The sequence below is a fragment of the Desulfovibrio piger genome (genome assembly GCF_951793255.1).
Lineage (GTDB): Bacteria > Desulfobacterota > Desulfovibrionia > Desulfovibrionales > Desulfovibrionaceae > Desulfovibrio.
Genome location: NZ_OX636706.1, coordinates 2,040,001 through 2,064,687, shown reverse-complemented (window position 1 = coordinate 2,064,687; position 24,687 = coordinate 2,040,001). Strand labels below are relative to the sequence as shown.

At 60.7% G+C, this 24,687-nt stretch carries 18 protein-coding genes and 2 rRNA genes (1 of these 20 only partly in view); 9 read left to right on the top strand and 11 right to left on the bottom strand.

Annotated features, from left to right (window positions below; genetic code table 11):
• Positions 1–42 precede the first annotated feature (42 nt).
• The 4 genes from Q4I12_RS09120 to Q4I12_RS09105 all read left to right on the top strand — a co-directional run bounded on the left by Q4I12_RS09120 (position 43) and on the right by Q4I12_RS09105 (position 4,088).
• A complete protein-coding gene (locus Q4I12_RS09120) occupies positions 43–1,827 on the top strand; it encodes a phosphate ABC transporter permease (RefSeq protein WP_302261393.1) in 1,785 nt (594 codons plus the stop codon).
• Entirely contained in the window at positions 1,824–2,582 is a 759-nt protein-coding gene (locus Q4I12_RS09115) for a phosphate ABC transporter ATP-binding protein (protein WP_297137626.1), read from the top strand. Before Q4I12_RS09120 ends, Q4I12_RS09115 begins: the two co-directional genes overlap by 4 nt.
• A 139-nt stretch (positions 2,583–2,721) precedes the next feature.
• Positions 2,722–3,297, top strand: a complete 576-nt coding sequence (locus Q4I12_RS09110; RefSeq protein WP_168936193.1) for a hypothetical protein — start codon at positions 2,722–2,724, stop codon at positions 3,295–3,297.
• Between the two features lie 110 nt (positions 3,298–3,407).
• Positions 3,408–4,088 (top strand): hypothetical protein, encoded by a 681-nt coding sequence (locus tag Q4I12_RS09105; protein WP_168936194.1) that lies wholly within the window; start codon positions 3,408–3,410, stop codon positions 4,086–4,088.
• 60 nt (positions 4,089–4,148) lie between these two features.
• Here Q4I12_RS09105 and Q4I12_RS09100 read toward each other — a convergent pair whose 3' ends face one another.
• From Q4I12_RS09100 to Q4I12_RS09065, 8 genes are all read right to left on the bottom strand, one after another.
• Positions 4,149–8,639 carry an efflux RND transporter permease subunit gene (locus tag Q4I12_RS09100; RefSeq protein ID WP_302261392.1) on the bottom strand — a complete coding sequence of 1,497 codons (4,491 nt, stop codon included), beginning with the start codon at positions 8,637–8,639 and terminating at the stop codon, positions 4,149–4,151.
• Between the two features lies 1 nt (position 8,640).
• Entirely contained in the window at positions 8,641–9,765 is a 1,125-nt protein-coding gene (locus tag Q4I12_RS09095; RefSeq protein ID WP_302261391.1) for an efflux RND transporter periplasmic adaptor subunit, read from the bottom strand.
• On the bottom strand, positions 9,762–10,223 hold the full coding sequence (locus tag Q4I12_RS09090) for a MarR family winged helix-turn-helix transcriptional regulator (RefSeq protein WP_204625221.1): 462 nt from the start codon (positions 10,221–10,223) through the stop codon (positions 9,762–9,764). The genes Q4I12_RS09095 and Q4I12_RS09090 overlap by 4 nt, the downstream gene beginning before the upstream one ends.
• Before the next feature lie 201 nt (positions 10,224–10,424).
• Positions 10,425–10,937, bottom strand: a complete 513-nt coding sequence (locus Q4I12_RS09085) for a 4Fe-4S dicluster domain-containing protein (protein ID WP_168936199.1) — start codon at positions 10,935–10,937, stop codon at positions 10,425–10,427.
• Entirely contained in the window at positions 10,937–13,036 is a 2,100-nt protein-coding gene (locus Q4I12_RS09080) for a molybdopterin-dependent oxidoreductase (RefSeq protein WP_302261390.1), read from the bottom strand. Before Q4I12_RS09080 ends, Q4I12_RS09085 begins: the two co-directional genes overlap by 1 nt.
• Positions 13,037–13,068: 32 nt before the next feature.
• Positions 13,069–13,584: a hypothetical protein gene (locus tag Q4I12_RS09075; RefSeq protein WP_302261389.1), complete on the bottom strand. Its 516-nt coding sequence runs from the start codon at positions 13,582–13,584 to the stop codon at positions 13,069–13,071.
• Between the two features lie 55 nt (positions 13,585–13,639).
• Complete coding sequence (locus tag Q4I12_RS09070) at positions 13,640–14,773, bottom strand: sulfite exporter TauE/SafE family protein (RefSeq protein WP_302261388.1); 1,134 nt, start codon at positions 14,771–14,773, stop codon at positions 13,640–13,642.
• A 332-nt stretch (positions 14,774–15,105) separates the two neighbouring features.
• On the bottom strand, positions 15,106–15,867 hold the full coding sequence (locus tag Q4I12_RS09065) for a Crp/Fnr family transcriptional regulator (RefSeq protein ID WP_302261387.1): 762 nt from the start codon (positions 15,865–15,867) through the stop codon (positions 15,106–15,108).
• Positions 15,868–16,005: 138 nt separating this feature from the next.
• On the opposite strand from Q4I12_RS09065, the gene Q4I12_RS09060 reads away from it, so the two are divergent.
• The 5 genes from Q4I12_RS09060 to Q4I12_RS09040 all read left to right on the top strand — a co-directional run bounded on the left by Q4I12_RS09060 (position 16,006) and on the right by Q4I12_RS09040 (position 21,931).
• Positions 16,006–17,409, top strand: a complete 1,404-nt coding sequence (locus tag Q4I12_RS09060) for an SLC13 family permease (protein WP_302261386.1) — start codon at positions 16,006–16,008, stop codon at positions 17,407–17,409.
• Positions 17,410–17,434: 25 nt separating this feature from the next.
• Positions 17,435–18,955, top strand: coding sequence for a sulfatase (locus Q4I12_RS09055; RefSeq protein ID WP_302261385.1), 1,521 nt, complete (start codon positions 17,435–17,437; stop codon positions 18,953–18,955).
• Between the two features lie 24 nt (positions 18,956–18,979).
• On the top strand, positions 18,980–19,288 hold the full coding sequence (locus Q4I12_RS09050; RefSeq protein WP_302261384.1) for a thioredoxin family protein: 309 nt from the start codon (positions 18,980–18,982) through the stop codon (positions 19,286–19,288).
• A gap of 56 nt (positions 19,289–19,344) precedes the next feature.
• Positions 19,345–20,262: an NAD(P)/FAD-dependent oxidoreductase gene (locus tag Q4I12_RS09045; RefSeq protein ID WP_302261383.1), complete on the top strand. Its 918-nt coding sequence runs from the start codon at positions 19,345–19,347 to the stop codon at positions 20,260–20,262.
• Positions 20,263–20,326: 64 nt separating this feature from the next.
• The gene (locus Q4I12_RS09040; RefSeq protein WP_302261382.1) at positions 20,327–21,931 is read left to right on the top strand and encodes an outer membrane homotrimeric porin; all 1,605 of its coding nucleotides are present in this window, start codon (positions 20,327–20,329) and stop codon (positions 21,929–21,931) included.
• An 818-nt stretch (positions 21,932–22,749) separates the two neighbouring features.
• On the opposite strand, the gene tnpA is transcribed toward Q4I12_RS09040, so the two are convergent.
• From tnpA to Q4I12_RS09025, 3 genes are all read right to left on the bottom strand, one after another.
• Positions 22,750–23,205: an IS200/IS605 family transposase gene (gene tnpA / locus Q4I12_RS09035; protein ID WP_072333439.1), complete on the bottom strand. Its 456-nt coding sequence runs from the start codon at positions 23,203–23,205 to the stop codon at positions 22,750–22,752.
• Between the two features lie 199 nt (positions 23,206–23,404).
• Positions 23,405–23,519: ribosomal RNA gene (gene rrf / locus Q4I12_RS09030) — 5S ribosomal RNA — on the bottom strand.
• A gap of 44 nt (positions 23,520–23,563) precedes the next feature.
• Positions 23,564–24,687: ribosomal RNA gene (locus Q4I12_RS09025) — 23S ribosomal RNA — on the bottom strand (it continues 1,808 nt past the right edge of the window).

Here is a 24,687-nt window from a genome sequence, read left to right as displayed (position 1 = left end):
TACTATGCGGGGCGGCCATGCCGCCCCGCCGGGATACTGAACATGGCATTTCCTTTTCTGCGGCATAGCGGGACCCTGCCCCGCCTGTGCGGCCTGCTCGTCATCCTTGCCACGGGCGCCCTGTTCGCCCTGGTAGGCTGCTTTGCCCTGCCGGTGCTCTGGAGCGCCCAGGGCAGCCTGATCTTCTCCTGGGCGTGGCGTCCCCCCGCGGACTTCGGCATCCTGCCCATGCTGGCGGGCTCCCTCATCCTGTCCTTTTCCGCCCTGCTGCTGGCCTGGCCCCTATCCCTGGGGCTGGCCTGCGCCCTACAGGATCCCCGCCCGGCGTTCTGGCAAAAATGGCTCACGGGCCTCATCCGCTTCATGACCGCCATCCCCACGGTGGTCTACGGCTTTGCCGCCGTATTCCTGCTCACGCCTCTGGTCAGGGAAGCCGCCGGACAGGGGTCCGGCCTGTGCTGGCTCTCCGCCGCCTGTGTCCTGGCCCTGCTCATCAGCCCCACCATGGTGCTGGTCATGGACGTGGCCCTGCGCGAACAGATGCGCCGCCTGCTCCTGCCCGCTCTTTCCCTGGGCATGAGCAGGGATACCGTCCTTGCCTGCCTTGCCCTGCCCGCCGTCCGCCGCTGGCTGCTGACCGCCGGCCTGCTGGGCTTCGGCCGGGCCATCGGGGACACCCTCATCCCGCTCATGCTCAGCGGCAATGCGCCCAACGTCCCGCAAAACCTGTTCGCCGGGCTGCGGACCCTGACCGCCCACATGGGGCTGGTCACGGCCACGGACGTGGGCGGCCCGGCCTACAATTCCCTGTTCGTGGCCGGGGGGCTTCTGCTCTGCATCAGTACCGGCGTCAGCCTGGTGTTGCGGCGTCTGGAAAAAAAGCAGGACGTGCTCCTGCCGCCCGTCCCCGCCCTCTGGCGCCGCCATGCTCCCGCGGGCCTGCACCTGCTGGCGCGCGGTGCCGGTCTTTTGTGCAGCGCCTGTGTCCTCGCGCTGCTGGGCTTTTTGCTCTGGCGGGGGCTGCCGGTGCTTGATGCCGCGCTTCTGGTGGGTGACGCGCCGTTCTGGCCCGCCCTGCTGGGACGCTTTCCCATCTGGGACGGCATCTGGCCCGCCTGTCTGGGGACCCTCTGCCTGCTGGGCATCACCATGGTCCTGGTCCTCGTGCCCGGCATCGGCTGCGGCATCTACCTGGCGGAATACGCCCCGCCCCGTATGCAGCGCCTGCTCAACAGCCTGATGGACATCCTGTCCGGCGTCCCGTCCATCGTCATGGGCATCTTCGGCTTCACCCTCATCCTGTTCCTGCATCGTCTGGGCTTTGCCGGGGCCAGCTCCGGCCTGTTGCTGGCCGGAGGCTGCCTGGCCCTGCTGGTCCTGCCCGCGCTGGTGGTGACCACGCGCACCGCCTTGGAGAGCCTGCCCGCCTCCCTGCGCCTGAGCGGGGCCGCCCTGGGCCTGCGCCACGGCCAGGTCGTGCGGCACCTGTTGCTGCCGCAGGCCAGCCGCGGCATCCTGAGCGGCGTCATGCTGGCCCTGGGCCGCTCCGCCGAAGATACGGCCGTCATCCTGCTTACCGGCGTAGTGGCCAACGCGGGGCTCCCCGCCGGTCTGGGCCTGCGTTTCGAAGCCCTGCCCTTTTTCATCTATTACACGGCTGCCCAATACCAGACACCGGAAGAGCTGCAGCGGGGCTTCGGCGCCGCCCTGACCCTGCTGGCCCTTTCCGGCGGCCTGCTCCTGCTGGCCTGGTGGCTGCATGAACGTTTCCGCCGGGAACGGCAGCCGGGCATGACGCCCCTGACGTTTTCGGGAGGACCGCAATGACCCCTTTTGTCCGCATCCATGATCTGTGCCTGCACCTCAACGGCCGCGCCATCCTGCACCATGTGGATCTTGAACTGCCGCGCCACGGCATCAGCGTCCTGCTGGGGCGTTCCGGTTCCGGAAAGACCAGTTTCCTGCGCTGCCTGAACCGCCTGCACGACTGCACCAAGGACAGCCGCATGCAGGGGCAGGTGGAACTTTTACTGGACGGGGAGATGCGGGACATCAGCCGCCTGCGGGGCGAGGAGGCCCTCTCCCGTCTGCGCCGTCAGGTGGGCATGGTCTTCCAGACTCCCAACGTGCTGCCGGCCAGTATCGGACAAAACCTGCTGCTGCCCCTGCAACTGGCTGCCGGGCTGGATATGGACGAGGCCCGCTCACGGGCCCGGCGCAGTCTGGAAGACGTGGGCCTGTGGCCGGAAGTCCATGACAGGCTGGGCGACCCTGCCGGCTCCCTTTCCGGCGGCCAGCAGCAACGCCTCTGTCTGGCCCGCACGCTGGCCCTGGAGCCGCAGATCCTCCTGCTGGACGAGCCCACGGCCTCCCTCGACCCGGCCAGTACCCGCCGCATCGAGGATCTGCTCCTGCAGCTTTCGGAACGTTACGCCATCATCCTCGTCTCGCACGGGATCGCCCAGGCACGCCGTCTGGCGACCCGACTCCTGCTTTTTGAGGACGGCCATGCCCGCGGCCCCTTCCCGCCGGAAGAGCTGGCCCGCATCTTCCCCCATGAGGATGCGGCGGGACAGGCCTGAGACGAGGGGCTCGCAGTCAACACCACGTCCGGCGGGCCGGTGTTTTTCCGCTGGCAGGGCGGCAGGCATCATGCTATCCAGAAAGAAGGAACCCCTGTCCGTGACGGGCAGATCGTCTAACCCCTTGCAAGGATCCGTCATGTCTGCTGCCATCCGCAATCCCCTGCCGCTGTGGGGATTGTACTTCCTGCTGCTTGTGGCCATGTTCGCCACGCCCCTGTCCAACCTGAGTTTCCTGCTCTGGATCATCGCCCCCCTGCTGGCCCTGACGATCCGCAACAGCGCCCGCAAGGAAGGCTTGGAGGACGATGCCCAGCACGCCTCCTGGATCATGGGCTCGGCCGGGCTCTTCCTCCTGCTGGTCTTCCTGCTCATCGGCGGCATGGCCACCGCCAGCTCGACCCTGATCGGAGCGGAGTCCCAGCAGCGCATCAACGAGATCAGCACCGCCATGAGCCGGCAGCAGATGCCCTGGAAGGACGCCTTCGTCCAGCTGCTGGAAGTCCAGGGCGTCAAAGGCATGATCCTGATTTGTGCCGGCGGTCTCCTGCTGAGCGTGCTCTGGCCCCTGCAGCGCATCCTCCAGGGCATGGTGGCCCTGAAGATGCAGGTGGCCCCGCGCCGTATCTCCACCGGCGGCAAGCTGCTGACCCTGCTGCTGGCCGTCCTGCTGGCCGGGGTCTCGTGCCTCGCCGCCCTCGGCGCGACCCTGTAAACAGGCCCCGTCAAAAAACATCCGGGTGCAAAAAGTGCCCTGCCTGCCGGTGCCCCGTGGCACAGGCGGACAGTTCCTGAGCCTCGGCATACCACCAAGGGGGGTGTCGCATGATCCGTCCCCGCTTCCGTCATACCGGCAGGCCTTGCTGCCTGATTCTGCTCTGTTTGCTGCTCCTGCCCTGGCTGGGCGCCTGCGCCCCCCAGTACGGCGTGAGCGTGGATTCCCTGCGCGGCCCCCAGGCCGACAGCGCCGGCACCGTCTATGTGCCCCGCCCCGGCGTGGAAGGCATGGCCGAGGACGACCTGCTGTTCCGGGATGTGGCCGCACAGCTGGAGCCCTGCTTCACGGCCCGGGGCTACACCCTGAAACTGGACGGACAGCCGCAGGACAAAAGCGACAACCTGGTCTTCATCAGCTTCGGCATCAGCGAGCCCGACGTGCGCATCTACACCACGGTCAGCTATGTGCCCTACACCTGGGGCCGGGGGCATTTTCGCCATACCCGCTGGGTGCGCGAGGAAGAGACGCGGACCAAGGTCTTTTTCCATGCCGGGCTGCTGCTGGAAGGCTGCACCCGGGCACCGGACGGCGGCCGCGGCAAGAACCTCTGGCGGACAGAAATCCGCTGTACGGGACGGGATGATGACTTCCGCACCCTGCTGCAGGCCATGCTGCCCGTTTTGCAGCAGCACCTGGGCAAGGATACCGGCGGGCGACGCTATTTCGTCGTGACGCTGGATGAGGATGAAGCGCCTGTGGTGGAAGAAAAGGAAGTCACGGCCAACTGAGATGCGGCCGGTCTACCGATATGAAAGAGCCCTGCCGGTATCCGGCAGGGCTCTTTTTCATCAAGGCTGCGTCATGTTTTCTCCTGTCCAGCCGCCGCCAAGGGCCCTGACGAGAGAAACAGCATCCTTGGCCATGGCCGCCCGATGCGAGGCGTATTCCGTCTCGGCGCTCAGGCTGGATGCCTGGGCCGTCAGGACATCCAGATAGTCGCCCTTGCCCCCCGCGTACAGATCGCGGGAAAGCCGCAGGGCCTGTCTCTGATGGTCCCGGGCCGCACGCAGGCCGTCTTCCCGGCGTGATTCCTTTTCATAGGCCGACCAGGACGTCTCCACGTCATGCAGGGCCTCCAGGACCGTTTCCCGGTACACAAGAGCGGCCTCTGCCGCGGCTGCCCGGGCTTGATCCACCATGGCCTTGTTCCGGCCGAACGAGAAGATGTTCCAGCTTGCCATGGGCCCCACGCCCAGGCTCTTCATGGCGTCGCTCCAGGAGACGAAGTCCGAGGAAGTGACGGCCCCGCTGCCCACAAGGGAAAAGCTGGGAAAGAGCGCGGCCTGGGCCACCCCGATGCGTGCCGTGGCCGCATGGTGCTCGGCTTCGGCCTTGCGGACGTCCGGCCTGCGGCGCAGCAGATCGGAAGGCACGGCCGAAGGCAGACTGCGCAATTCCGGTATGGGCCCGGCGGGGGACAGCCGGGCATCGAACATGCCGGGATTGCGGCCGGCAAGGGCCTCCAGACCGCGGATGGCCGCCACGACCTCCGCTTCCGCCGACGGCACGGACGCCTGCGTGGTCTCCATCTGGGCCCGGGCGGCATGCAGGTCGAGCATGGCCACGGTACCGGCATCGGCACGGGCCTGGATGACGCGTACCGTATCCCGCTGCACGGCCACGTTCTCCAGCGCGATGCGGAGTTTTTCCTGTGCCAGCCGCAGATCCACATAGCCATTGGCCACTTCCACCGCCAGGGAGGCGCGTGCGTCGGCAAGGCTTATGCCCGCGGCCTCCAGATCGGCCCCGGCAGCTTCCAGGCTGCGCCGCAGCCCGCCGAACACGTCCACGGCCAAGGCCAGCTGCACGGAGGCGTCCAGTTTGGTGGCTGTCCCGTCGGGCGCATAGTTCCGGGAGCGGGCAAGCTCGCCCGTCCCGGTGGCATCCGGCAGGAATTCCGCACGGGCCTCCATGCGTGCCGCCCGCGACTGGGCCACCCGCTGCACGGCCTGCCGGACGGAAAGGCTCCCCTCCTGGGCTTCGAGCACCAGGGCCGTCAGCAGCGGATCATGAAAATCCTCCCACCAGGACGGGCGCAGGGGAGCACCCGTACCGGCAAGCGTGCCGGGCAGGAAGTTTTCCGGTACGTCCGCGTCCGCCCGCTTGAAGTCAGGCCCCAGGGTGCAGCCGCCCAGACCGGACAGGCCCACGGCCAGCAGCAGGCACAGGGCCGCGCGACCGCCGCGGAACTTTCTCGAAGCCTTTTCGCGCAGGCGCTGGAAAACGGCATACAGGGCCGGTGTGAACACGATGCCCACACATGTGGCCGCCAGCATGCCGGCAAAGGTCGTGATGCCGATGGCCTGACGGCTGGCGGCACCCGCACCGTCCGCGAACACCAGGGGCAGAACGCCGAAGAGGAAGCTCCAGGCCGTCATCATCACGGCGCGGAAACGCAGGTTAGCCCCCGAAAGGGCCGCCTCCTCGATGCCTTTGCCGCCCTCGCGTTCCTGCTTGGAGAATTCCACCATCAGGATGGCGTTCTTGGCCGCAAGGCCGATGAGCATGACCAGGCCCAGCTGGGCATAGATGCTCATGGATTCCCCGCAGACGATCAGCCCCAGCAGGGCCCCCAACACGGCGAAGCTGACGGTCAGCATCACCGGCACGGGGATCGTCCAGCTCTCGTACTGCGCCACCAGGAAAAGATAGGCGAACAGCAGGGCCAGCCCCATGAGGAACACGATCTGCCCGGTGTTCTGCTTTTCCTGATAGCTGAGGCCCGTCCATTCGATATGGTAGCCCGCGGGCAGCTTGATGCCCTCGATGGCCGCATACAGGTCGCCGGAGCTGACACCGGGGGCGCTCTGGGCGTTGATCTCCGCCGCGACCATCTTGTTGAAGCGCGTGATCTGGCGCGGCCCCACTTCATACTGGAGCGTGCCCAGAGCGCTCAGGGGCACCATGTCGCCGTTGCTGTTGGGGATGAGCAATTCTTCCACATGATGCAGCGACGAGCGGGAGTCGGCCCCGGCCTGGAGCTTGACCTCGAAATTGTTGCCGCTCAGGGTGAAGTCGTTGATATAGTAGGACGCCAGCACATCCTGGAGCGTGGAAAACACGGTCCCGGCCTGTACGCCCAACAGTTCGGCCTTTTCGCGGTCCAGGCGCAGGCGGAGCTGCGGCGTGGCCGCATCATAGGCAGTCATGGCGAACATGGTCTCGGGGCGTGCCGACAGATCACGGACAAAGGCGTCCGTGACGGTGGCCAGTGCGGAAGCATCGATGTCCCCGATGCCGCAGATGTCGAACGAGGCACCGCCCGTGGCTCCCAGGCCCATGATGGCCGGCGGCGTGAAGGCCACGATGCTGGCGGCGGCGATGTCATGCGTCCGTGCCTGGATCTGTCCCATGATGGCCGAAAGGCGGGTCTGCGGCGCGCTGCGCTCCTCCCAGGGATCCAGCTCCACGATGCACATGGCCGCGTTCTCCCCGCTGCCGCTGAGCATGCTCATGCCCGAGACCTGCATGACGGAACGGATGCCGGGGATGGCCGCCAGACGCTCGCGCACCGTGGCCAGCACCGCATCGGTACGTTCCTGGACAGCATCGCCGGGCAATTCCACATTGCAGAAGATGACGCCCTTGTCTTCCATGGGCAGGAACGACGGCGAGATATGCCCGTACAGAAGCCATACGCCGAGGAAGGTCCCGCCCAGTATGCCCAGCGTCAGCCCGCCGCGCCGCACAAGACGCCCCGTCAGGCCCAGGTAGCGGCCGCGCAGGGCGTCCAGGAACCTGTTGACGGGCAGGAAGATGGGGGCACACTGCCCGCCCGACCTGCGCAGGACCAGGGCGCACAGAGCCGGGCTGAGCGTCAGCGCCACCACGGTGGAAAGGCAAAGGGCCACGCACATGCTCACCGCGAACTGGCGGTAGATGGCCCCCACCATGCCGCCGTAAAAGGCCAGAGGCGCATAGCAGGCCACCGTGACCAGGGTCGTGGCGATGACGGCCCCGGTGATCTGCCGCATGCTTTTTATGGCTGCCTCACGGGCGGGCAGGCCTTCGCGTTCCATGATGCCCTGCGTGTTCTCCACCACCACGATGGCATCGTCCACCAGGGAACCGATGACGAGGATCAGGCCGAACATGGTCAGGGTGTTGATGCTGTATCCCAGGGCGTACATGACGCTGAAGGTCCCCACCAGCGACACGGGGATGGCCACCGCCGGGATGAGCGTGGCCCGCCAGTCCTGGATGAACAGCCACGTCACCAGAACGACCAGGATCAGGGCCACCACCAGGGTGGAGACCATCTCCCGCATGGAGGCGACGATGAACTTGGTCGGGTCATAGGCGATGGAATAGCTCACACCGGGCGGAAAGCGCTGCTCCCAGGTGGCCAGCTCGGCCTTGATGCGGTTCATGGTCGCCAGCGCATTGGCATCAGGGCTCCGGTACAGGGACAGGCCCACGCTTTCCTTGCCGTTGAAGGTGGAACGTCCTGAATAGCTGCTGGAGCCCAGCTCCACGGTGGCCACGTCCCGCAGGCGTACTATCCGGCCGCTGTCGGCATCGGAGCGGACCACGATCTCGCCGAATTCTTCCGCCGTCTTGAGGCGCCCCTGCGCATTGAGCTTGTAGGAAACGTAACGGTTGCTGCCTTCGGCCCCCAGCGTGCCCGCGGCCGCCTGCACGTTCTGCGCCTCCACGGCGCTCCTGATCTCGCTGGACGAGATGCCGAGCCCGGACATGCGCAAGGGGTCCATCCAGATGCGCATGGCGTATTCCTGCTGCGACATCATGTCCGACGAGGAGACCCCCTCCAGACGGGCCAGGGCATCCTTGACGTTGTTGTTCACATAGTTGACCAGCTCGTTCAGGCTCAGGGAGGTGCCGTCGGTCTGGAAGGCCAGCATGGCCAGGATATCGTTGCCGCGCTTCTCCACCGTGATGCCGACCTTGGTCACCTCGCTGGGCAGCTGGGCCTCCGCGCGTTTGACGGCATTTTGCAGGTTGACGAGGGCGATGTCGGAATCCGTGCCGGAGCGGAAGGTCACGGAGCAGGAATAGGAGCCGGAATTGCTGCTGGTGGAAGAAAAGTACAGCAGGTCCTCCACGCCGTTGATCTCGTTCTCCAAAGGCATGGCCACGGTCTGGGCCACCACGTCGGCACTGGCCCCGGAATAGGTCGCCGAAACGAAGAGCGTGGGGGGCGCGATCTCGGGATATTCCGCCACCGGCAGGTTGGCCAGGGAGATGCCGCCGGCCAGCAGCAGGATCAGGCTCACCACAGCGGCAAGGCGGGGACGTTCGATGAAGATGCGCGAAAACATGCTAGTCCCGCACTCCGGCATCCGCGCCCTTGCGGGCATAGTCCACCTTCATCCCGTCAGCCACCTTGTGCGTGCCGTCCGTGACGACCCGCTCATGGGCGGTCAGCCCCGAGCGGACCGTCTGGGATTCACCCACCAGATTCCCCAGCGTCACGCGGCGCAGGCTCACCCGGTCGTCCTCCTGCACCACATAGACGAACGCTCCCTGCGCGTCATGCTGCACGGCCGACGGGGGCACGGCAGGCACAAGGCTGTCCGTCTGCCGGTACAGGGTCACCACCACCGTGCTCTCAGGCACGAGACGGCTCTGGGGATTGGCCAGCTCGGCGTAGACCTGGATCGTGTCCGTCCTGCCCTCCGCCGTGTTGTCCACGATGGTCACCCGGCCGTCGGTCCCGTAGTCCGTACCGTCGGCAAGCCGGACCCGCACACGCCCCAGCGAGCGCAGTTCCTCTTCGGAACCGAAGACAGCCTGCATGTCGCGTACGCTCAGGCCAAAGCGCACACGCACAGGATCCGTCCTGACCAGCGTCACCAGCGTGCCGGACGAGGTGGTCACATAATTCCCGGCCGTGAAGGCCGTGACCCCGATACGCCCGGCCATGGGCGCCACTATCCGGGTGTTGCACAGGTCATCCTGGGCCGTCACAAGGTCGGCCTCCGCCGCCAGCAGTTCACCATAGGCCACCTGCTCCGTCCGTTCGGCGCTTTCCAGCACATCACGGCTGACGGCCTGCTTTTTGAACAGGCTGCGATTGCGGGCCAGGTCGGCCCGGGCATAGGCGTGCTCCGCCTTGTACTGCACGACCTTGCCCCGGGCATTCTTCACCGCGGCCTCGTAGCGCACCGGATCGATGCGGTAGAGCATCTGGCCGGCCTGGACCGTATCGCCATCGCGAAAACCCACTTCCAGGATCTCGCCCGCCACTCGCGGCACCAGCGATACCGTGGCAGGCGAGACCACCCGACCGGTATAGCGGCGGCTCTGGGTGTCCTGTACGGCAAGGACTTCCCCCACTTCCACCACAGGCGCCGGTACCGGCATGCCCGGCCCCGGCATGGCCGCCCGGACAAACGGGACGGCACACAGGAACAGCAGCAGGGACAACAGGAGGGATCTTCTCATTTGCCCGCTCCCTGCGCCTGCGCTGCCCGCAGTTTTTTGCCTTCCTCCAGGGCGATGGCAAGGACACGCTCGAAGGTCGCCCTGTCTTCCGCCGACACATCACGCAGCAGATGGTCCAGGATGCCGTTGATCTTGTCGTGATGATACTGGTAGCGCTCCATGCCTTTGTCCGTCATACGGATGGAGACCGCCCGCCGGTCCTTTTCCGATGGTTCCCGCACCACCAGCCCCTCCAGGACCAGCCCCTGCACCGTCTGCGAGATGCAGCCCGGCGAAAGGTAGAGCAACTGGGCCAGCTCCTTGACCATGAGCCCTCTGGGGGCACAGGCCACCAGGGCCTCGATGATCCGCCCCGGTGCCGTGGGCAGTGTGCCTTCCGGCATATCCGGCCCCTGGGTGGGATGTTTTCCCAAAGAGAGCAGGATCTCCGAAAGATCCGGTATCTGCGTCCATTCCATGTGAGCCCTCTTAATTATTTATTTAAAAAATAGTTTAGTTACTAAACTATTTCTTTATGTCGCCCTCCTCTCCTTGTCAACCGCTCCGCACGCAAAGCCCCTCCCGGAAGGGCCCGAAACGCCAGCAGGGAGGCCTGCCCGTACGGCAAAGCCTCCCTGCTGTCTTGGTCCCCTGCGGACCGGTCTGGACGACCGTATGGTCTATTCCGGCAGGCTTTCTGCCAGATCCTTGATCCAGCGGATGGTCTGACGGCTCATCTTTCGATGCATGTCCTCATCATTGCTCACATGCAGGGCCCGGGCCAGGCAACCGGCCACACAGACGGGCTCCAGCCCGGCCTTGCGCCGGTCATGGCACAGATCACACTTGCAGGCCTTGCCGGTAACGGCATCCAGATGGGGCACATGGTAGGGACAGGCCGTCACGCAGGCACCGCAGCCCGTACAACGGTCGGCATCGATATGGACGATGTTTTCCTCATCCAGCCACATGGCATCATGCGTACAGGCTCGAAGACAGGCGGGCCGCGCACAGTGCACACAGGTCACGAAGCCCATGGGCAGGCTGACCTTGCCCTCTTTCAGAGCGGGCGTGCCGCCCAGCTGCCGGCACAGGGGCAGGGAGATCCCGTGCCACTGACGGCAGTGGATCTCGCAGGCCTTGCAATTGACACAGCGTTTTTCGTCAAAAACGATGCAGGTGGAACTGCTCATCAATTTTCCTCCCGGGCATGATCATTGCGGACGGGGCGCAGGGTCACAAAGTGCTCCTGCAGGGCAAGGCCGTGGACCATGGCATCTTCCTTGTCCAGTCCGCCATGCATGAACTCCTGGTCTGCCAGTCCCTTGCCGCGGGCCCTGCTCTCCACCGGCAGGCGATGCCCGAAACCATGCAGCATGAACACGGCATCGGGATGCATGCCGGGGATGACACGCACCCGGATCTCGCCACCCTTGCCGTCAGCTCTTTCCATACGGACAGCATCTCCATCCTCCACGCCCAGCTCGCGGGCCCGTTCAGGGGCGATCCAGGCACGGTTTTCCGGCAGGCTGTCGTACAGCAAGGGATTGTTCTGGGTGTGCGAATGGGTGTGGCGTGCATTGCGTCCCACGATCAGGCGGAACTGCCCCTTTCCCGGCCGGGGCACATCCTGCCAGGGCATGAGCGAAGGCAGACCGGCTTCCCGCCAGGGACCGAAAAGGACTTCTATCTTGCCGGAAGGCGTCGCGAAACGGGGGCCCAGATCGATGGGGGCATCTGCGAGAGAGACGGAACCGTGCCGGAAATCCTCCACGGAGACACCAGTCCCTTCCAGCTGGAAGCGCCAGACATCTTCCAGCGTCTCGCAGGCCAGGTCCTCCAGCCCCAGACGGCGGGCCAGCTGTCCCAGGATCCACCAGTCCGGCCGGGTATCGAAACGGACATCCGCAGCCGGGCTGCGCATGATGAAGGCAGGCTTGCTGCCGCTCTTGACCTGGAGCAGGGATCCCCGCTCCACAAAGGACGGCATGGGCAGCACCACATCGCTGAACCAGGCCGTATCCGACCAGGAAAAGGTCAGCGAGACCATCAGCTCCAGACCAGCCAGCTGGGCCTTCTGCCGTTCAGGATCCGGCATGGCGGACAGAGGGTCGTGCTTGAGGGTGAAGTAGGCCTTGACGGGATACGGATCCCCGCTTTCCACGGCCCGGAAGGCCTTGTGCAGCAGGCTGGTGCCGGGAGCAAAGGCCGGTTCGGCCCAGCCGACGCCGTCCGCCCGCTTTTCCCCGGGGGCGGCATACAGCGAGGTGAAGGAGCGCAGGCCCTTGCGGCCGGCATCCTTGGGACCCGCCGCCAGCAGCAGGCCGCCCTTACTGCCGAAAGCGCCCAGCAACGCGTCGATGAGGTAGGCCGTACGGCAGACCATGAACGACTGGGGATAGCGTGTGCTCATCCAGCCGCCATGCCAGATGACCTGCGGCGCCGCAGCGGCCAGGGAACGCGCCAGCTCTGCGATGACATCTGCCGGGATGTCGCACCGGCTTTCGGCCCATTGCGGCGAATAGGGGCGCACAAAGTCCGCCAGCGCTTCGAAATCCTGGACATAACGCTCCACATACGCGGCATCGTAGAGTTTTTCTTCGATCAGGACATGCAGCACTGCCAGGTTGAGAGCCAGATCCGTGCCGGGACGGATGCAGAGGTTCTGCTGTGCCTTGAGCCCCGTCACCGTGGGACGAACGTCCACACAGGTCAGGCGACAGCCCTTGTCCAGCGCGTCCAGCACCTGATTGAGCTCCCCGACCTTGAGAGATTCCAGAAAATTCCGGCCCTGCACGACGATATGGCGGCAGTTCTTGAAATCATAGATCCATTTGCCGCGCCCGTGACCGGTCAGGGAGTAGGAGGCCTGGTTGACGTTATGGGCACAGGCGTCATCATGAGTGCAGTAATTGGGCGAGCCCAGACCGCGCATCAGGGCCTTGCTCATGTCGGAGAATGGCCCGGGCCGCTCGGACCAGAGCACACTGCGCGGCCCGTAAGTGGCCATGATCGTTTTCAATCGTTCCGCCACATAATCCAGGGCCTCGTCCCAACTCACGGAACGCCACAGTCCTGCGCCGCGCTCTCCGGCACGGATCAACGGCCCCTGCGGACGTTCATCATCAGCATACAGAGCCAGGGACGCGGCGCCCCGGGGGCACAGGGCCGCCCCGGAAGCACTGTGGCTGTTGCCGCATATCCAGCGCGGCACGCCGTTCTCACAATGGATCTCCACAGGGCAGCGTGTATTGCACATGCCGCACAAGGAGTAGACGATGGATGACGCCATATATGGACTCCTGCCCGCATGGCGGGCGCGTATTAGTCGATGATCGCCCCTTGTCCGTCCTGCCCGACGGGACATACCAGACGTCCCAGCAGCAGGCGCAAGGGGATGTAGGCCAGCACGAACCAGAAGACGAAGCCCGGCTCAGGCCCCAGCAGGGGCAAAGAAAATGGAAGGGAGGGGCTGACCGTACCGAAACGGGCCTGCATCCAGGCCAGAGCCAGAGGGACAGGCCATAACGACGCTACCCACAGGGCTCCGTTGAGGGAAAAATAATAGCCAAAGGCCTCATGCCCCTGGCGATTGACTGCCTTGTAAGCATCCTTGCCGCTCTCGCGCAACGCTCGCTCACTCAGCTTGTGGTAATGCCGCATCTCGGTGCGCAGTTCCTTGAGACGGGCCGCATGCATGCGCTGCCCGAGCCGCAAGGTCAGCAGGCCCAGCACCACGGCCTGGGCTGCCAGTACGCATGTCCCCACTATATAGCCCCATTCCGGCAGCTCCGGGAACCAGCGGTACGGAGCGATGCACCAGGGATCTATCCACAACAAAAAACTTTTCATGCCGCGCAAAAACAGGGCAGGGAAAGCCCCTGCCCTCCGGTAGTTACCCGAAAATACGGTAATTGAAGAAGCCGCGCAAGACGTAATCCGTACCCACATACAGGGCAAGGACGATGAAAAGGCGCTTCAGCCAGATGTCCGAGAAAAAGCGGGACGTGTAAGGCCCGATAAGCGAGCCCACGGCGATGCCCACCAGTTCCAGCCCCACCAGGGACCAGTCCACAGTCACGCCATGCAGCAGCAGGGTCGTGATACCGGTGATCATGCTCACCAGCACGGCCAGAGCGGACGTTCCTGCGGCCAGATACATGGGCAGCTGGGTGATGCTGGTCAGGAAAGGTACCAGCAGGAAACCGCCACCCACACCCAGGAAGGCGGCAATGGAAGAGATGACGATACCGCCCACGAACGGCAGCACAGGATTGAAGGAGAACTCCACGCCGCAGAAGGTGAAGACGCAGCGTCCCAGACTGAAGCTGCGCAGACGGACACCGGTCTCCACGACCTCACCGGGATTCTTGTTTTTCACCGACGCTTCGAAAGCTTTGGCAGCTTCTTTGGCCTTGGCCTTGGAACGCTGCCCGGCGGGAGAGGTCTCCCACATCAGATAGCAGCCCAGCAGCAGGACAAAGAGACCAAAATAGCCCTGATACGAGGAAAAATTCAGTTTACCGGCCGTCAGCTTGACTGCCATGAAAGCGCCCACGATGGACCCCAGACCCAGAGCGATCCCCAGCGGCAGCACGATACGCTTCAGACGATAGTAGCTGAAGGTGCTCAGGGCCGCGGAAAGCCCGGCCAGCATCTGGTTGGACGCCCGCACAGAGTCGGTGATGGATTTGTTGAGGGGCGTCTGCCCAAAGGATTTGGCATAGGCGCCCAGGCCATGCACACTCATGTGGCCCACACCGGCCATGACGCCGCCAAAAGCTCCTACCGTGGAGAAGATCCAGCCCACCCACAGGGCCCAGCCGAAGGCCAGCAGCATGTTGGTCTGCGGCCCGCCGGGAATCCCCAGATAGCCGGGGGCCGCCTGCATGTCGATGGACTGCGGCGCCGTTTCAAGTTGTTTGGCGATGGCATTGGCAAGCGGGCTCGTTTCTGCCGCTGCGGCAATACCGGCATAGAGAGCGATACACAGGACGCTCAGAACGATTCCCATTGCACTTTTTTTCATGGAGCCTCCATATCAAATATAATGATTGGCATTACCGATAACATCAAGTGCATTTTTAGGCAAGCATCTTCTGAACAAAATGCATCCTCTTTTTTCGGGAATGCCGGACCTGAATGGGGCGATGTGAAAGGAGAAAGGCACTGACCGGAAAAGCGACATGCTCCGGCCATGGTGACAGAGAAAGAATGTCTCTGCTCCTGGGGGCTGCCGGACAATCAGCAGAAAAAAGAGAGGCGATTGCGGAAGACACAGGGTCCTAGGCAGGCAAACGCTGGGGGACCATTGCCCGCAAGACTGTGCAAAGCCGGGCCCGGACGTGCCGGGAACGTGTGCTATGCTTTGAGGTCTCCGTGCTGGGCTAGTCTGCGCAAGCGCTCCCTGTCCAGCACCTGTAGTTCCCGCTTAGTGAATCTGCCGATGATCCCTTCTTCTCGCAAACGGCGGATCAACCGGGCCACTGTGGTCTGATGCAGGCCCATCATGGCAGCCACATCGCTCTGGCTCATGCACAAATCAGGCTGATGCGGATTGCTCAGTTGCAGGAGCAGATCACAAAGGCGGCACATGGATGTGGTGCTGTGTGTGCGCGCCAGATGAAAAAAGAAGATGCTGGCCTTTCTGGCGATGGAGCGCATGAGGTTGATGGCCAGATGCGGATGGCTGGCAAGGAATGCCTCATCTTCCAGTAATGAGGCGTCGAAACGCCAGATCTCCGCAGCATCGAGGCAGCAAAAAAAGACTGTATACCAAGAGGTTCCGGCTAATGCCGGAGTCTCGTTGAACAGGCAGCCCTCCCCCAGGATAAGCTTGCCGTATTCCTCCCCGTCTTCATTGAGATAGCTCAGGCGTACGCGCCCGGAAGCGATGTAGTAGAAGCCCTGCAAACAACTGCCGAGGGTCTTGTGTCCTTTGGGATAGCTGCTGCGTACAGCCAGATGCAGCACCTCTCCCCAAGGCGCATGATGCCTTCCAGGCAGATCTCCGTACTTCTGGAAGTATGCGATTCGGTCCCCTTCGACATAGCCAATCCTTATATTTTTTTGAATAACACACAGTATTTGTTTCAGAATACCATGTGGAAAGGGATAGCTCAAGCCTGTTGCTCCAACTTATTTCCAATTTATAGCAGATGCTAAAGAAAAATTTCTCAATCTCCTTACTATGGCAAATACCTCCCGGGGAGAGAACGCCGGCAACGCCTTTTTCCCACTCACCGATAGAAGGAGGAGACCATGCTTCGAATCACGCATCTCAAGTGGTTGCTCAGTCTGCTCATTCCTGCAGGCGCATATTTTGCCGTGCAGACTGCCGTGCAGGCAGACCCCTCGCTCAATCCGCATCTGCCCATGTTTTTTGCCATCACGCTCTGGGCCATCACGGTGTGGGCTACGGATATCCTGCCGGCCGTGCCATCTGCAGCTGCCATGACCTTTTTATATCTGCTGTGCAACGTGGCACCGGCGCCGGTGATTTTTGGCGCATGGGGAGCATTTTTGCCCTGGATCTGCTTTGGTGCGCTGATCCTTAGCGAGGCTCTGGAGCAAACCGGCCTGACACGCCGCCTGGCATTGCAGCTCATGCATCTTGTAGGCGCTACGTTTACCCGCATCGTGGTCTCTCTCATGACGGTAGGCATGTTCATGGCCTTCCTGCTGCCGGACATCATGTGCCGTGTGATCATTTTTGTAGCCATCGCCCATGGTCTGGTCATGGCCCTGGAGCTTGACCCCAAGTCGCGCATATCTTCAGCCATTATTATGGCAGGATTCTGTTCAGCCACCTCACCGGGCTATGGTTTCCTCACCGGTACGGAAATGTCGCTCATCGCCATGGATCAGATCAAAAGCATCATCTCTATCCCGACCTGGGGCGAATACGCCCTGGCCAACCTGCCCTTCATCATTCTGTACTGTTGTTTCTCCATCTTCATGTGCGTCAAAATTATTCCCGGCAAGGAACACATCCCCCATGAAGATCATCTCAAGGAAGTGGTTGCCGAACGTCTTCGGGACATGGGCCCCATGACGACACAGGAGTGGAAGCTCCTGATCCTCATGATCTGCGCCATCACCGGCCTGCTGACCAGCAAATGGCATGGTCTGAACGGCTATTTCCTCTATGCGCTCATCGCCATCTGCTGCTACCTGCCCTGGATCGGCCTTGCCAGCTTTGAAAACGTACGAAAGCTAAATGTGGGCTTCCTGGTCTTCATCGTGGCCTGCCTGGGCATGGGATCCGTTGCTGTCCATCTCGGCGCGGCCAAGTGGTTCGCCTCACTGGTGGTACCGCTCATCGACGGCCTGTCCCCGATCTGGCTGGTACTCAGCTCCTATCTCTCTGCTGTGGCAGTCAATTTCATGCTGACCCCGCTGGCCGCCGTCTCTGCCCTGTCCCTGCCCTGGGCCGAGATAGCGCAGCATGTGAACATGAATCCCCTGCCCATGCTCTACTCCTTCCTCTATGGACTGGATCAATACATCTTCCCCTACGAATACGCCCTGTACATGTATATCTTCAGTACTGGCTATATTACACCTAAGCATATGTTCAAGGGACTTGGACTGCGTATACTCTTTGTGGCCGTCATCCTCATGCTGCTGCAAGTCCCTTACTGGAAACTGATCGGCCTGATGTAAGCAGATCAACACCGGAGGAATTCCCATGAGCAAAAAACAAGTGAAGAATATCATCTTTATCATGCTGGACACACTGCAGCACAACTATCTGGGGTGCTACGGCAATACCAAGGTCAAGACTCCTAATCTCGACCGCTTTGCCCGCAACGGCATCCTTTTTGAGAATGCCTACAGCGAAGGTCTGCCCACAGTGCCTGTGCGCCGGGCCATCATGACCGGGCGCTACACCTTGCCTTTCGGCGGCTGGCAGCCCCTGTCCCCGGACGATACCACCATCAGTGACATCCTGTGGGGACGCAATGTCCAGACAGCCCTGGTCTATGATACTCCGCCCATGCGTCTGCCCAAGTACGGCTACTCGCGCGGCTTCGACTATGTGAAGTTCTGCCCCGGCCATGAGCTTGATCATACCGTCTATAAGGATGTGCCCCCCGATCCTGGTATGCGCCCCATCGACTACACCTCGCACAGCATGGTGTACAATGAAAAAGGTGAGCTCATCGACGATGCCAGTTCGGCCCTCCTCGATGAAATCGACTGTTTCCTGCGCTTCCGGCAGTCCTGGCGCTCCGAGGACGACAACTACGTGAGTGTGGTGGCCCGCGAAGCTGATCGCTGGCTGCGGGATATCCGCATCAAGACGCGCCCCTTCCTGCTCTGGGTCGACTCCTTCGATCCGCATGAACCCTGGGATCCTCCGTCAGTCTGGGAAAAAAAACCTTGCCCCTACAACCCCGAATGGAAGGGCAACCCCATCCTGCTGGCGCCCTGGACTCCAGTAGAAGGGCGCATCACTGATGAAGAATGCGAGCATGTACGCGCCCTGTATGCTGAAAATATCGAACTTGTAGACCGCCGCATCGGTATGCTGCTGGACTCCATCCGCGATCAGGGGTTGTGGGATGAGACCATGATCATCATCACTTCGGACCATGGTCAGCCCATGGGCAAGGGCGAACATGGCCACGGCATCATGCGCAAATGCCGTCCCTGGCCCTACGAAGAACTGGTGCATGTCCCCCTGCTCATGCACATCCCCGGTATGGAAGGCGGCAAGCGCATCAAGAGCTTTGTGCAGAACGTGGACCTTGCTCCCACCATGCTGGATGCCCTGGACCTGTTCGGTGAAGGCATGGACAGCGGTTACGGCTTTCCGGTCTTCGGCACCGAAGACATGCAGGGCCAGAGCCTGCTGCCCCTCATTCGCGGTGAAGTGGACAAAATCCGCGATTTTGTCATTGCCGGATACTACGGCATGTCTTGGTCTATCATCACGGAAGATTACAGTTATATCCACTGGATCCTCAAGGATGCCAGCCATCTGGATTACACCAGTACGGAAAATCCCGGCAAGGAGACCATGGAGAACGAAGCCATGTGGTCTTGCACGGCCGGCGCCAAACAGGAAGTGCCCGACAGTGACGAACTCTACGATCGCCGTACCGACCGCTTCCAGCTGAACAACATCATCAATGAACAGCCCGAAAAGGCTACTGAGCTGCTGCGTATGCTCAAACTGCATATCGGCGAACTCAAGACCATGTAGGCAGTATGGATCAGGAGGTATCCCATGTTTACTCCCATTGACGACGCAAACTACGAAGCGACCCTGCAGGGGTGCGAGGCTGGTGTGGCACTCTTTTATAAAAAGCTCTGTCCCCACTGCAAAAACATGGAAAAGGTGCTGGAAAAGTTTGCGTCCCTGGCAGCGGGTGTCAGCCTTTTCAGCATGGATATCGAGGAAAACCCCGCCGCTGCGCAGGTCTTTGATGCACAGCGGGCCCCTACCATCTTGGTAATCAAAAACGGCAAGGTGAGCGGGAAAAAAGCCGGACTCATGAATCCCAAGGAAATGCTCGCCTTCTATAAGGCTAACTGACGGGTACGCGGGACAGGGCATCCCCTCCTGTCCCGCACATGACACGGAGAGCCATCGTGAAAAAAAAACTTTCTTTCGATCTGCTGATCATCGGCGGTGGTCCGGCAGGCATGACAGCCGCCATTTATGCCGCACGAGCCAATCTCAAGACCATACTGCTGGAAAGCAACATTACAGGTGGCCTGGTCAACTCCACATATACGGTAGAGAATTTTCCCGGGCGCCCCGGCATCCACGGCATGGAACTGATGGAGACCATGCGCGCCCATGTGGACAGCCTGAATATACCTGTCGAAGAAGTCTGCGAAATAGAGCATCTGGTACTGGACGGGATGGAAAAACGTGCGGAAACAGCGGATGCCGTGTACACGGCAAAGGCTGTCATCCTGGCCACGGGGCGTCATCCCATCGCCCTGGAAACACCTACAGAGGCCGGTGATGTACATTTTTGTGCGATCTGTGACGGCGCGCCCTATGCAGGCAAACACGTCCTCGTTGTGGGCGGGGGCAACAGCGCCTTTGATGAGGGCCTGTACCTCCTGGGCCTTGGTGTGAAGCACATCACCCTCGTGGAATGCACGGATCGCTTCTATGCCGCTCAAGCCACTCAGGAAGCCCTGCTGGGCAGCGGCAAAGTGACAGCGCTTACAGAGGCACGCGTGGATGACCTTATCGTCCGCGACGGACATCTGACGGGAGCGCTGCTGGATCACAAGGGCGAACAGCTCACTGTGGATGTGGAAGGCATTTTTGTTTTTCTCGGGCAACGCCCCAACAATGCCCTCTTTGCCGGCCAGGTGGACCTGACGGAGGACGGCTATATCGATGCCGGCATCGATATGTCCACCAGCCTGCCCGGTGTGTTCAGCGCAGGCGATATCAACCACAAGCCGTTCCGGCAAATAACGACAGCCATGGCAGATGGAACCATTGCAGCTCTGTCTGCGGAAAAATACGTTCGTACGCAGTCCTGACAAACGGATATGGCGAGACCGTGTACAGCATACATGTGTCTCTGTGAACAGCGAGGAGGGAACTATGAAGAAAAAATTGGCAGTTCTACTTTTGGCGGCGGGGATGCTCCTGGGAGCATCCGGTTCGGCATCCGCTATTGACTTCAAAGTCAAGGGCTGGTGGTGGATGGCCTTTGATTATGCTCACGGGGGTGATTTTATGGGCAAGACCCGTGCAGGAGCCAACAAGACCGGTTCCCGCCATCAGGGCCCGCATATCCCCATGGATGACTTCGAGGCCTGGAATCGTCTCATGTTCAAACTGGATGCCGTGGTCAATGAGAACCTCAGCGGCACGGTGATGTTTGAAATCGGTGACCAGTTCTGGGGGCAAGAGGCGACCGGTGGTGCCCTGGGCGCCGATGGCACCGTCGTAGAAGTCAAGAACGCTTATATCGACTGGACAGTACCCAATACCGACCTTAAGTTGCGCATGGGTCTGCAGCTTGTGGCCCTGCCCAGTTTCACCTTTGAAAACAACGTTTTTATCGACGACGTAGCCGGCATCACTGCCAGCTATGCCTGCAATGAAAATATCAGCCTTACCGGCATGTGGATGCGTCCCTATAACGACAATTATACGCAGAATGCTGCCCTAAACCATAACGAGTCCAATAACTATCTGGACAACATGGATCTTTTTGCCCTGAGCCTTCCCATGCGCTTTGACGGTATCCGAATCACGCCGTGGGCCATGATGGCCGGTATCGGTCCCAATGTCATGGCGCTAACCAGTGCCAATGATCCGCTTACCGGCGTACCGCGCCTGGGTACCAATCCTGCCGTCATCAACTCGCAGGCCGGACAGACCTGGGGACAGCTCACTTCCGGCATGTTGCCTGCGGCCATCAGTACCAACGATCAGCGCTTGCGTAACGACAGCTACTCCACAGGCGTCTGGGCCGGTCTAACTGGCGAATTGACGATGCTGGATCCCTGGCGCTTTGCCTGGGACGTGAATTACGGTTCCGTCACCGGTGACAAGGGCTACCTCAACCGTTCGGGCTGGATGGTCAACGCCCTGTTGGAATACAAGATGGACTGGGCCACACCTGGCATCTATGGCTGGTATTCCACCGGCGATGACAGTAATCCGCACAACGGTTCCGAGCGTATGCCCTTCATCTCCCAGGTGAACATCGGAGGGGACTCCTTGTCCAACTTTGGTTTCCGATCCTCTCCCTGGGTCAATAATGAAGGCATCCTCGGCGGTAACGCCGTAGGTCTGTGGGGCGTAGGGGCGCGCCTCAAAGACATCAGCTTCATGGATAATCTCAAGTCCACGCTGCTGGTCAACTTCTTTGGTGGTACCAATGATACCAAGATGGCCTCCTACATCCTTGGGCGCCACAATACCGACAGCTCCGGCCGTCAGGTCTATCGCCGCTGGACCGATTTCAACTCCAATTACGGGGTATACCTGACCGAAGCCGATACCGGTATCGAAGTCAACCTGAATAGCCAGTACAAGGTCTACGACAATCTGACTGTACTGCTGGAACTGGGCTATATCCATCTCTGGCTGGATGAAAGCAAGTCTGTCTGGGGCCGTAGCGGCGGCTCCCCGCATAACAATCTCAACTATCAGGATGCTTGGAAAGCCAGCCTGGGCTTCCAATACTCCTTCTAGAGACAGCACTGCATCATTACCGAAAAGTTTATGGGAGAGATCGGGAACTAACTCCCCGATCTCTCCGGTCCTGTGGCAAAGGCGCTGACATCTTCCAAAGCGGGTATCCCTGTACGGGGATGCCCGCTCTTAGTATGGAGAAAAGATCTTTGCCAGCAAGTATTCCCCCTGACGGCAAGAGATGTTTCTGGTACATCCCGGAGCACAGAAGCCGCGCAAGCCCATCCTGCCCGGACATCTTCCTTACCGACAACAGCACGTAGGATGGCCGGAAAGTTCTGCCGCAGCGAGGGAAAAAACGTATACTGCCTGTCACATTTTTCCTTGCCATATGTTTGCCTTTTTCTTTTGCGCACTGTCGCGCAATGGCCCTTATGCTCTCTAGGCATGCAACGGCTCCTGATAAAAGTTTTGGGAAGGGAGGGGCGCGGGGAGGGAGAACCTTTTTCCAAAAAGGTTTCCCTCCCCGCAAGCGTTTCCTCAAGACTTTTCCCTTTCTTCAGATCTTCCGGCGTCCGCTGCCGTCCTTGCTGCATCACCTTCCCTTTGGGGGACGACTGGGCGACGAGCGCCAGTCAGCCTGCCACCAGGCAGTGTCCTCCTGCAGGGGAGCGGCAGGCATCAGGAGCCAGACAAGCGCTGGTGACAGTTCAACGATCCCATCCTTCCCCAACCAAAAAATCCCCGGCGGAGCGGGGACAAATCAGAACCACCCGCAAAGCGGGTGGTTTGCTCTGGCCCTGTAAGGGCCTGTTACCGGCTGCGCCTAAAGACGCTGGCTTTCACGCTGTTCAAGCCCAGTGCCCTTGCCGCCTTGGCTACCCCTTAAAGGGGTCTTGATATTCGCGTGATGTCAGCTTGTCTCTCATAATGTCGTGACGTTCCTGATCCTGGATATATTTTTTGATCGTTGCCTCATTAAGCCCCACCGTACTGACATAATATCCTTCGGCCCAAAATTTTCTGTTGCCAAACTTATATTTAAGGTTTGCGTGCTTATCGAATATCATCAACGAACTTTTCCCTTTCAGGTAGCCCATGAAATTTGCCACACTGATTTTAGGAGGAATGGACACCAGCATGTGGACATGATCCGGCATCAGATGCCCTTCCAGAATCTCAACCCCTTTATATTTGCAGAGGCATTGCAGAATTTCTTTTATACTTTCACGGAGCTGTGCGAAGATTATTTTTCTTCTATATTTTGGAGTAAAGACGATATGATACTTGCACAACCATTTCGTATGCGCTAGGCTATGAGCCTTGGTTCCCATAACAAAAACACCTTTCCGTTAATGTTGCGATGGGCTTGAACAACTTCATCGTAGCGGAAAGGTGTTTTTGTGTGTATAACGTATTGTCTCCACCCGCATAGCGGGTGGTTTTTTGTTTCGCGCCTGTCAGGCGCTCAACAGGCTAAAGCCCATAAAAAAAGACCCCCTCGCGCTGAGAGCTGCAAGGGGGTCGAACAATCTTTGGCAGCGGCCTACTTTCCCACATGACGTTATGCAGTATCATCGGCGATGGAGAGCTTAACTTCCGAGTTCGGAATGGGGTCGGGTGTACCCTCTCCTCTATGGCTACCAAAGAAATCTGGCAAATTTATTGAAACAGGGATGGAAGATCTTTTCGAGAAACAAGACGCACGGGCTATTAGTACTGGTCAGCTCCACCCCTCACAGGGCTTCCACCTCCAGCCTATCAACGAGGTCGTCTACCTCGGCCCTTCAGGACTTGCGTCAGGGAGAACTTATCTTAAGGCAGGCTTCCCGCTTAGATGCTTTCAGCGGTTATCCCTTCCACACATAGCTACCCTGCTGTGCCGTTGGCACGACAACAGGTCCACCAGTGGTGTGTCCATCCCGGTCCTCTCGTACTAGGGACAGGCCCTTTCAATTCTCCTACGCCCACAGAAGATAGGGACCAAACTGTCTCACGACGTTTTAAACCCAGCTCGCGTACCACTTTAAACGGCGAACAGCCGTACCCTTGGGACCTGCTTCAGCCCCAGGATGTGATGAGCCGACATCGAGGTGCCAAACCGCATCGTCGATGTGAACTCTTGGATGCGATCAGCCTGTTATCCCCGGCGTACCTTTTATCCAATGAGCGATGACCCTTCCATTCGGGATCACCGGATCACTAACACCTACTTTCGTACCTGCTCGAGATGTCTCTCTTGCAGTCAAGCTCCCTTTTGCGTTTGCACTCGACGGCTGGTTTCCAATCAGCCTGAGGGAACCTTTGCATGCCTCCGTTACATTTTGGGAGGCGACCGCCCCAGTCAAACTACCCACCAGACACTGTCCTCCTACCGGATCACGGCGAGGAGTTAGGGACCTGAACAAACAAGGGTGGTATTTCAACGGTGGCTCCCTCCATACTGGCGTACAGAGTTCACAGCCTCCCACCTATGCTACACATGCAGGCTCAAATCCCAATGTCAAGCTATAGTAAAGGTGCACAGGGTCTTTCCGTCTTTCTGCGGGTACACGGCATTTTCACCGCGACTTCAATTTCACCGAGTCTCTGGCCGAGACAGTGTGGAGATCGTTACGCCATTCGTGCAGGTCGGAACTTACCCGACAAGGAATTTCGCTACCTTAGGACCGTTATAGTTACGGCCGCCGTTTACTGGGGCTTCAATTCGGAGCTTCGCTTGCGCTGACTCCTCCTTTTAACCTTCCAGCACCGGGCAGGCGTCAGTCCGTATACGTCGTCTATACGACTTGGCACAGACCTATGTTTTTAGTAAA